General features: G+C 31.6%; 9 protein-coding genes. 5 read left to right on the forward strand and 4 right to left on the reverse strand.

Features of this window, described 5'->3' with window-relative positions; all coding sequences use genetic code 11:
- The first annotated feature begins 109 nt into the window (after nucleotides 1-109).
- The 5 genes from B2989_RS09660 (at nucleotide 110) to B2989_RS09680 (ending at nucleotide 6498) form a co-directional block, all read left to right on the forward strand.
- A complete protein-coding gene (locus B2989_RS09660) occupies nucleotides 110-1498 on the forward strand; it encodes a dipeptidase (protein WP_292947909.1) in 1389 nt (462 codons plus the stop codon).
- Between the two features lie 96 nt (nucleotides 1499-1594).
- Nucleotides 1595-2485: a DMT family transporter gene (locus B2989_RS09665; RefSeq protein ID WP_292947912.1), complete on the forward strand. Its 891-nt coding sequence runs from the start codon at nucleotides 1595-1597 to the stop codon at nucleotides 2483-2485.
- Nucleotides 2486-2925: 440 nt separating this feature from the next.
- Nucleotides 2926-3291 (forward strand): BlaI/MecI/CopY family transcriptional regulator, encoded by a 366-nt coding sequence (locus B2989_RS09670; RefSeq protein ID WP_292947916.1) that lies wholly within the window; start codon nucleotides 2926-2928, stop codon nucleotides 3289-3291.
- A 2-nt stretch (nucleotides 3292-3293) separates the two neighbouring features.
- The gene (locus B2989_RS09675) at nucleotides 3294-5255 is read left to right on the forward strand and encodes a M56 family metallopeptidase (RefSeq protein WP_292947919.1); all 1962 of its coding nucleotides are present in this window, start codon (nucleotides 3294-3296) and stop codon (nucleotides 5253-5255) included.
- A 142-nt stretch (nucleotides 5256-5397) separates the two neighbouring features.
- Nucleotides 5398-6498 carry a DUF4407 domain-containing protein gene (locus tag B2989_RS09680; RefSeq protein ID WP_292947922.1) on the forward strand — a complete coding sequence of 367 codons (1101 nt, stop codon included), beginning with the start codon at nucleotides 5398-5400 and terminating at the stop codon, nucleotides 6496-6498.
- A gap of 53 nt (nucleotides 6499-6551) precedes the next feature.
- Here B2989_RS09680 and B2989_RS09685 read toward each other — a convergent pair whose 3' ends face one another.
- The 4 genes from B2989_RS09685 to B2989_RS09700 form a co-directional block, all read right to left on the reverse strand.
- Entirely contained in the window at nucleotides 6552-7130 is a 579-nt protein-coding gene (locus tag B2989_RS09685) for a PhnA domain-containing protein (RefSeq protein ID WP_145003879.1), read from the reverse strand.
- Between the two features lie 64 nt (nucleotides 7131-7194).
- Nucleotides 7195-8196 carry a type I phosphomannose isomerase catalytic subunit gene (locus B2989_RS09690; RefSeq protein ID WP_292947929.1) on the reverse strand — a complete coding sequence of 334 codons (1002 nt, stop codon included), beginning with the start codon at nucleotides 8194-8196 and terminating at the stop codon, nucleotides 7195-7197.
- 10 nt (nucleotides 8197-8206) lie between these two features.
- Complete coding sequence (locus B2989_RS09695) at nucleotides 8207-8701, reverse strand: glycosyltransferase (RefSeq protein WP_145003885.1); 495 nt, start codon at nucleotides 8699-8701, stop codon at nucleotides 8207-8209.
- Between the two features lie 20 nt (nucleotides 8702-8721).
- Complete coding sequence (locus B2989_RS09700) at nucleotides 8722-9906, reverse strand: response regulator (protein ID WP_145003888.1); 1185 nt, start codon at nucleotides 9904-9906, stop codon at nucleotides 8722-8724.
- Nucleotides 9907-10052: the final 146 nt, after the last annotated feature.

Genomic DNA, 10052 nt, shown 5'->3' on the forward strand with positions numbered 1-10052 from the left:
ATACCGATAATTTCGGATTGCAAATATAAACAATAGTTTGAATATTCATAATAACTTCAAACAAATAATTTTCATTTTTGTATTTTTACATAAATTCAATATTATTTTAATGAAAAACATAAAGTCTTACGTCCAAGAAAACAAGCAACGTTTTCTTGACGAATTAATAGAATTACTAAAGATTCCGTCAATAAGTGCCGACTCTGCTTATAAAAAAGATACTATAAACACAGCCGATGTTGTAGCAAAAAGCTTAAAAGACGCTGGTTGCGATGTTGTAGAAATCTGCGAAACAGAAGGATATCCAATTATTTACGCACACAAAATAATTGATAAAGACTTACCAACGGTTTTAGTTTATGGTCATTATGACGTACAACCGCCAGATCCATTAAATTTATGGACTTCACCACCATTTGAGCCTGTTATTAAAACAACAGATTTACATCCAGAAGGCGCTATTTTTGCGCGTGGTGCTTGTGACGACAAAGGTCAAATGTACATGCATGTTAAGGCAATGGAATTTATGACAAAAAACAACACTTTACCATGTAACGTCAAGTTTATGATAGAAGGGGAAGAGGAAGTTGGAAGTGTTAATCTTGGTAAGTTTGTAAAGCAAAACCAAGACAAATTGTCTAACGATGTGATTTTAATTAGTGATACTGGTATGATCGCACAAGACACGCCATCCATTACAACAGGATTACGTGGTTTAAGTTATGTTGAGGTAGAAGTTACAGGACCAAATCGCGATTTACACTCAGGATTATATGGTGGTGCAGTAGCAAATCCAATAAACGTTTTGACTAAAATGATTGCATCATTACACGATGACAATAACCATATCACCATTCCTGGTTTTTATGATAATGTAGAAGAGTTATCTTTAGACGAACGTGCGCAAATGGCGAAAGCCCCATTCTCATTAGACAAATACAAAGCAGCTTTAGATATAGATGCTGTTTACGGAGAAGAAGGGTACACAACCAACGAGCGTAACAGTATTAGACCAACCTTAGACGTTAACGGTATTTGGGGTGGTTATACTGGCGAAGGCGCAAAAACAGTAATTGCTAGCCAAGCATTTGCAAAAATATCGATGCGTTTAGTACCAAACCAAGATTGGGAAAACATCACAGACTTATTCAAAAAACATTTTGAAAGCATAGCACCAAAAGGGGTTAAAGTAAAAGTAACACCACATCATGGTGGCCAAGGTTACGTAACACCAATAGACAGTGTCGGTTACCAAGCAGCAAGCAAAGCTTACCAAGAAACCTTTGGAAAAACACCAATACCACAACGTAGTGGAGGAAGTATTCCAATCGTAGCGTTATTTGAGCAAGAGTTAAAAAGCAAAACCATTTTAATGGGCTTTGGTTTAGATAGCGATGCTATCCACAGTCCAAACGAACATTTTGGAGTATGGAACTACTTAAAAGGAATCGAAACTATTCCGTATTTCTATAAGTACTTTACAGAAATGCATAAATAAAATTAGGGTGTCACCACCTTTTGCTTTTAGGAGGCAAAAGGTGGTCGCGTCATCCGTTATATCTTTATTTTGCCATATATGGCAGCAAAATAAAGGATGCCACTACTACCTCTTACACAACCAATCAAAGTGAAAGACCAACATTTAAAGCACGTATTAGCACTAACCTTTGCCACACTACTAATTAGTACATCAGGTAGTTTAGGTCGCTATATTAGCATGCCTGCTCCCGTTACAATTTGGTGGCGTAGTTTTCTAGCATTATTTTTATTACTAGGATATTGCAAATACAAAAACATCACCCTAAAAATAAATTCTAAAAGAGACTTGGGTGCTTTTATGTTAAGCGCCTTATTTATGGCCTCGCATTGGATTACTTATTTTATTGCACTACAGTTGTCAAGTGTAGCTATTGGGATGTTAGCCTTATTTACATTTCCAATAATGACAGCATTTTTAGAACCCCTATTTTCTAAAACAAAGTTTGATTATATACATCTTTTATTAGGCGCAATGGTCCTTTTAGGGATTTACATCCTCTCTCCAGAATTAGACTTTCAAAATGACTCCGTAAAAGGAATTCTGTTTGGACTATTTTCTGCATTCTGTTATGCTATGCGTATATTAATACTTAAGCAATACGTAACCTCCTATCATGGTAGCAGTCTTATGTTTTTTCAACTATTAATAATAAGTATCGTTTTACTTCCTGCCTTATTTTTATATGACACATCAAATATAAGCACACAGTTTCCGTATGTTATTATTCTAGCGTTAGTAACTACAGCAATTGGACACACATTATTTATTCAAAGTTTAAACCATTTTAAAGTCAGCACAGCAAGTATTATTGGTAGTACACAACCAATATTTGGGATTATAATTGCGTTTTTCTTTTTAAACGAAATTCCAACTTGGAACACTTTTTTTGGCGGAATGCTAGTCCTATCTACAGTTGTTATTGAGAGTTTACGCTCTAGAAAGTAGTGACTGATTTATTCTTGTCATAAAAAAACAGTTTAATAAAAAATCTTTATTTAGGCGTGTCTTTTTTTTGATAACATAGTTCTTACTATTTGGGATGAGATCCTGAAACTAGTTCAGGATGACGTAGTTTGGGTGATAACACGTGTGAGATTATTCAGTCGTACCTCCTTCTAATTGTAACAACAACACTTCTCCTTTTCTATTTCTGTAGCTATAACATTCTTTATTATAATAACAATAATCACGTCGCATCTCTGTCATTCAGAGCATAGCGAAGAATCTCTAAAAATCAAGGTTAATAATAATGTCAAGTATTACTGCTCTCCTCTTTAGTTAAAGACAAGAATAAATTTTATTTCCCCTGAAAAGGAAATAAAAGAAAGAGAAGTTTGAAAAAAAAACATCTCTACATTTGTAGAAGTTAATCTAAACTTGTAGACATGCAATTATCAAAAACGGAAGAAGAATTAATGAATCATCTATGGAAACTAGAAAAGGCTTTCATGAAAGATTTACTAGAAGCCTATCCAGAACCAAAACCAGCAAACACAACCGTTGCAACGTTATTAAAACGCATGACAGACAAAGGTTTTATTGATTATACAAAGTTTGGAAACTCTAGACAATACCATCCTTTAGTAAACAAAAAAGACTATTTTTCTAAGCATGTTAATGGCTTGATAAAAAACTTTTTTAACAATAGCAGCTCACAATTTGCGTCGTTTTTCACAAAAGAAACTGATTTAAGTAAATCAGAATTAGAGGCTTTACGATCTATTATTGACAACGAAATTAAAAACAAGTAATCATGGAACTAATCCTATTAAAATCCAGCGTTTGCCTTTTAGCTTTGCTATTGTTTTACAAAGTAGCGTTAGAACCTTTAAGCGTTCACAAATTTAAAAGAGTGTATTTATTAGTTGCTGTTGTAATCGCAGCATTAATACCTTTTATAACGTTTGTAAAATATGTCGAGCCTTCTGTAGACGCTTCAACTTTTATATTTGATAACTCATCAACAATACCAATAGATACAAACGTCAAAATAATAGAAGACACTCACTACTTATCCATCATTTTATGGAGTATTTACGCTTTAGGAGCAGCTCTATTCTTTATTAGATTTTGCGTTAATCTGTTTCAAATAGTTTCAAAAATTAAAAAACACACTAAAGTTAAAAGCAGTCATTTTGTTAATGTATTAATGGAGCAAATCGAAATTCCGCATACGTTTTTCAATTTCATATTTTTAAATAAAACCAAGTTTGAAAACAATCAAATCCCACCGGAAGTCTTATTACATGAGCAAACGCACGCCAAACAAAAACACAGTTTAGACATCATAATTATAGAGTTACTTCAAGTCGTATTTTGGTTTAATCCATTATTGTATTGGCTTAAAAAAGAAGTCAAACTTAATCATGAGTTTTTAGCCGATCAAGACGTTTTAAATCAAGGTGCCGACACTAAAACTTATCAAACAATTTTATTACAATTCTCGTCTAATCAACAAGAATTAGCACTAGTAAACGCTATCAATTATTCATCAATCAAAAAACGTTTCACACTTATGAACACACAAACACCCACAAAAACAAAATGGTTACGTAGCGTATTGCTATTACCATTATTAGCGCTATTACTTTATAGTTTTAGTAGCACGAAAGAGATTGAAAAAGAATTAACTCCTGCTATGCTTTTTCAAGATGAAATAGAACTAAATACTGGCTCAAACAACTTAATAAAACAAATTGAAGATGATTTAGAGAAAATCGGACAATTAAAAATAAATTACCTTAATCAAGACACAAGATTATTAGTAAACGGAATAGCATGTGATGGTTGTACACTTAACTTATCAAAAAAAGGAATAGAAGAGTTAATTTTAAGCACAACTAACCAAGAGGATATAACTAACTTTAAGTTAAAAATCCCTGGAATAAAAACATTATTTAACGAAGGTAACATGCCAAATAATGAAGCTAGACAATATGTTTTAAAAACCAAAAAAGGTGATATTATTCAATTATTTGATATTAAAACTAAATCCAACAAATTCAAACCTGTTATTATTAAGGTCGTAGACAAAAATGATGAAAACTATTCAGAATCACCTAAAGTAAAAAAAGGAGATGCATCTAGTATTCCACCACCACCTCCACCACCACCTGTAAATCCAAATGCAACACCAGAGCAGAAAGAAAAACAAGAACGCGTTATAAAAAAATACTATAAAGAAAATAAAATCATAAAAGGTAAAGTTTATAAAAATCCTCCTCCTCCTCCAGCTCCTTTAAATTCAGATACTGAAACAGGATTTATAAACATTAATGATGATGCTCATTTTTTTGTAACAACAAAAAACAGAACTAAGTATTATAACAAATCAGGAATTGAAGTCGACAAAAAAGGGAATAAATTATCTAATACTCCAACCGATGGTAGCAAAGTAATTCCTGGTCAAAAAATAACTAAAGTTTATAAAGACGGTAAACTTTTTATTAAATTTAAAAAAACCTGGAAGGATGACGACATAACACTTCCTCCTCCACCACCTCCAATGAATACTACAGATCACATTATTAGAATGGCAAAAAAAGACGCTTCATTTTATTATAATGGAGAAGCAATTACCTCTGATAAGGCTTTGGATTTAGCTAAAAATAATTCAGAGTTAAACATATCATCACATACAAATAACGGTGTGTCCACTGTACATCTGTCCGAAAAACCAATAAAAACGGTTAATGGCAAAGTTGTAAACGAGTAATATTCGTTATAAAAAAAAAAAAGCTTCATATAATTTGAAGCTTTTTTTTGCTCAAAACTGTAACAAAACCAAACATTTAGCGTTCTAATAGACAATCAGTCCTAAACTTATCTTAGGGTCATCAATCAAAATCAATCACATCATGTTAAAACAATTTTTCATTATCTGTTCTGGAGCAGATACAGACCTCCTTAAAACATCCTCAATTGGCGAACAAAACAAATATGCAGGAATAGGCGCAACCGTATTTTTTACTGCAGTAATGGCATTTATAGCTTCTAGCTATGCGCTTTATACCGTTTTTGACAACGTATATATGTCCATTGGATTTGGATTAATCTGGGGACTTTTAATTTTTAATTTAGACCGCTTTATTGTGTCAACTATTAAAAAAAGAGGCAATTTTCTAAACCAATTATTACAAGCTACACCTAGATTAATTTTAGCATTAATTATAGCTATAGTCATCTCAAAACCTTTAGAGCTTAAGATTTTTGAAAAAGAAATCAATCAAGTATTACTGACAGAAAAAAATGCAATGACCCTTCAAAATCAAGAGGATATTGCGTTACAATTTTCACCAAAAGAAAATGAATTAAAACAAAACATAGCCAATCTTCTAAATGAAATAACAACAAAAGAAGCTGAAGTTAACACCCTTTACAACACCTATATTACAGAAGCAGAAGGTACCTCTGGTACTAATAAATTAGGCAAAGGACCTGTCTATCAAGAAAAACGTGATAAACACGATACTGCTTTCGCAGAATTACAGCAGATAAAAACAGATAATAAAACAAAAATTGTAACTATTGAAAGTGAAATAAGTCAACTAAACTTGGATTATAAGCTACAAGTAGACAACACACAACCCATTATTGATGGCTTTGACGGTTTAATGGCCAGAATAAATGCCTTAAACACCTTACCATGGTTACCGTCGTTTTTTATATTCTTATTATTTTTAGCTATTGAAACCTCTCCAATAATAGCAAAACTATTATCGCCTAAGGGCGAATATGATTTTAAACTAGAAGACCAAGAAACAGCTATTAAAACGGTTGTTGAGCAACGTGTACAAGAAAGAAAATTATCTGCGAAAGCCAACTTTAAAATAAATGATAAAATTTATACTGATTTATCTGAAGACGATGAACTGTATTATTACAAACGTAAAAAAGCTAGTGAACTAATGCAACTTCAAGCAGATGCGTTTTATAAACAACAACAAAAAGCGTTATAACAAAAAAGGCTTCAATTAATAATTGAAGCCTTTTTTATATGTTGTCATTAAGATTATAATTTCTTAACGTACTCTGTAATAATAACGGTAAGTGTTGGTCCTACTTTACCTTCAATATAGGTCGCATTTTCACGATCTAATCTAATATTTCTGACCGCTGTACCTTGTTTAGCCACTTGACTAGAACCTTTAATTTTAAGATCTTTAACTAAAACAACACTATCTCCAGTTTCTAAAATAACACCATTACAATCTCTATGGATAATTTTATCAGCTTCGTCTTTATGCTCATCCGTTAATCTAGCTATTGCTAAATTATCATCATCCAAGTACATCATGTCTAGCAAATCTTTTGGCCAACCTTCGCCTCTTAATCGTTGTAACATTCTCCAAGCCATAATCTGAACAGCCACGTGCTCTGACCACATACTATCGTTTAAACACCTCCAATGGTTTACATCCATTTCTGTGTTTTTTTCGATTTGATCATAACAGTTAGCACATACCATTAAACAAGTATCAACAGTTTCGTTTAATGATGGCGGAATATTATATTGTCTTGTATCTACATTAGAAGTACACAACTCGCAATTAGAGTTACTTCTTTCTTTTAACATTTGTAAAACGCTCATATTTAATATTATTTGATGCGCACAAATATAGTAATTGCTTTGTGTTTAGCTATTAAAACTACAACTAAGATGCGTGTTGTATATTATTTACTGAGCTATCATCAATATACACCTCTAATAGTTTAGCGTTAGTAGAATTAAAAACCACTGCATTTGTTTTAGCTGGAATTAGTATGGTTTCACCCATTTTTAAAGTTTCATGTTCAGTACCTATAGTAACTTCTACTGTACCTTCCACACACATAAATATTACAAAAGAGTCCAAGTTGTCATATGATTTTGCTTGAAGATTAGTAATATCCAAAATATTAGTTGTAAAGTATTCGCAATTAACCAAATTAGTCCTAGTATTAGGTTGTATGCTATAACTAGCTTTACCGTTAGTATCAAATTGTTTTGTTGCTTGCTCAGCTAACTTAGTATGCAACTCTCTTTTTTGACCATTATCATCTACTCTATCCCAATCATATACGCGATATGTAACATCTGAAGTTTGTTGTATCTCTGCAGCTAAAACACCTGCTCCAATAGCATGTATTTTTCCTGCTGGTATAAAAAAACTATCGCCTTTTTTAACTTGTTCTCTGTTAAAAACAGCATCTACATTATTTGCATTTATATGGTTTAATACCTCTGGGTTTATTGTTTTATCCTTTAATCCTAATACAATATCTGCATTTTCATCACTATCCATTATGTACCACATTTCTGTTTTACCAAAACTATTGTGATGCTTTTTAGCCATTTTATTATCAGGATGCACTTGTACAGATAAATCTGTTTTGGCATCTAAAAATTTAATTAGTAAGGGAAAATCAAATCCAAAATTTGCAAAGTTATTTGCGCCTAACAAATCTGCTTGATGTGAAGCAATTAATTGTTTTAAACTAGAGCCTTTGTATACACCATTACTAACTTCAGAAATATTTCCATTTACATCAGAAATCTCCCAACTTTCACCAACATTATCTTTAGCAGTGTTTTTACCTAATAAAGTTCCTAGTTTGTTTCCTCCCCAAATTTTTTCTTTTAATATTGGATTGAATTTTATTGGATATACTTTCATAGTTCTGAATTTAAAATTTACTTAAATATTGTAGTTCGATAAACTGGTTTTTGACTTTTATTTTTTTTAAATAATCAATAATTGAAAACAAGCTTTGAAACAGAGACACTTTAATTTTACGTTTTTTAAGCTCTTCGATATTAAACTTAGATAGTAGTTCTTGATTTTCGTTTATGGCATCTATCAAACCATTTAAACCATGATACTTGATGTTTAGCATATTTGCAGACACATATCCTAATTGATTTAGATTAAATTGGTTGGACATATATCTTGCTCCTGCTCTGACTGCCGAAATATCTGATTTAAACTTTTTAATATTTACTACAGACACTTCTGGACAAGCCTCCTTAATTTCGTCTAACATAACAGATGTATTATCCTTACTATCATTATCAACAAAACATAATTTTAAATTTGATGTATTTCTTATTTTTTGAATAAAAAAAGAGGGGTTAATTTGTTTTTCGTTATTGTGAAAGATTATGATAATACCTGTTTTCATGATTTGGGGAAATTTAAAGATTAGGCTACATTAACTTTAGTTGCGACTGCTGCTTTTGAATTTTGTTTTTTATTTCTGTAAACCCAAGCAATTTGTCCTAATTGTCCAACAATTTTTACTGAGTCCTTCATGGATAGTTTAGAACCATCTGCATGTATCCATCTTTTTAATGGTTGCTCACATAGCATTGCTTTTGCTTCTTTTAATCCAAAATGGATACTCATTCTTTTAAAAATTTCTACATCAAAAATCCATTGTGTTACAAACTTTTTACCAAAAGCGATATCAATTACATCTTTATGAAAGATTTTAGCACCACATTGTGTGTCTTTAAAATCCATTTTTAAAATCTTTCTGATAATAAAGTTTATTGTTAAGCTAATTATTTTTCTTGCAGACTCTTTAGTAATATTTGCTCCCATTCTTGAAATACGAGAACCACTTACAATTTTAAAATCTGTTGTTTCAATAGTTTTAACTAAATCATCAAAATCCGCTAAGTCTGTAGATAAATCTGCATCTAAAAATCCGATGTAGTCTAAATCTTCTTTTTTAGCCATATGCAACATTCCTAAACGTACAGCTTCAGCTTTTCCTCCGTTTTTCTCACAGTCATAAACTGTAATAAAATCTTCTCTTCCTTTTTGTAATTCTTTTAAAACTTCTAATGTTTTATCCTTACTTCCATCATTTACAAAACATAAGTGATATCCTGAGTTTTTATCTATATAAGTAATAAACTCTTCACTTAGCAAACGCTCTTCTTCATTGTAACATGGGATCACTACACCTACGCAACGCTCTTGGATCATCACATCACTTTTAGTTACTATATTAGAAACTTCTGGCGCACCAATTAATCGTTTTACACGAGCACTAATTTCGTTTAAGCTTAATGGTTTTTTCATGTAGTCGTTAATACCTAATTCAAAACCTTCAGTAATAGTTTCATCTTTAGTTTCACCAGACAAAACCATTATTGGTGTTTGAGAGTTTTTAGTCAGTCTAATATGTTTTACAACTTCCAATCCAGATAATCCTGGCATATTGATGTCTACAATTACTAAATCTGGATTAAAAGATTCATATAATTCTAAACCTTTAACTGCATCTGTTTCGATTTTTACTTCGTAACCTAGCTCTACTAATCTTTTTTGTAAAGGCAGTAATACTAATTGTTGGTCATCTATTGCTAAAACTTTCATAATAAGTGTGTTTGTTTGTTGTTGATGGTACAAATATACATGAGATAAGAGCCTTAAATTTGTAATTTAGTTTAACCTATAGCTAAGTGTCGACGAATGGTAGATTGCTGTAGATAATTAAAAATGGAAGCCCTATTTTATTTATT

This window comes from Olleya sp. UBA1516 (assembly GCF_002323495.1).
Classification (GTDB): Bacteria; Bacteroidota; Bacteroidia; order Flavobacteriales; family Flavobacteriaceae; genus Olleya.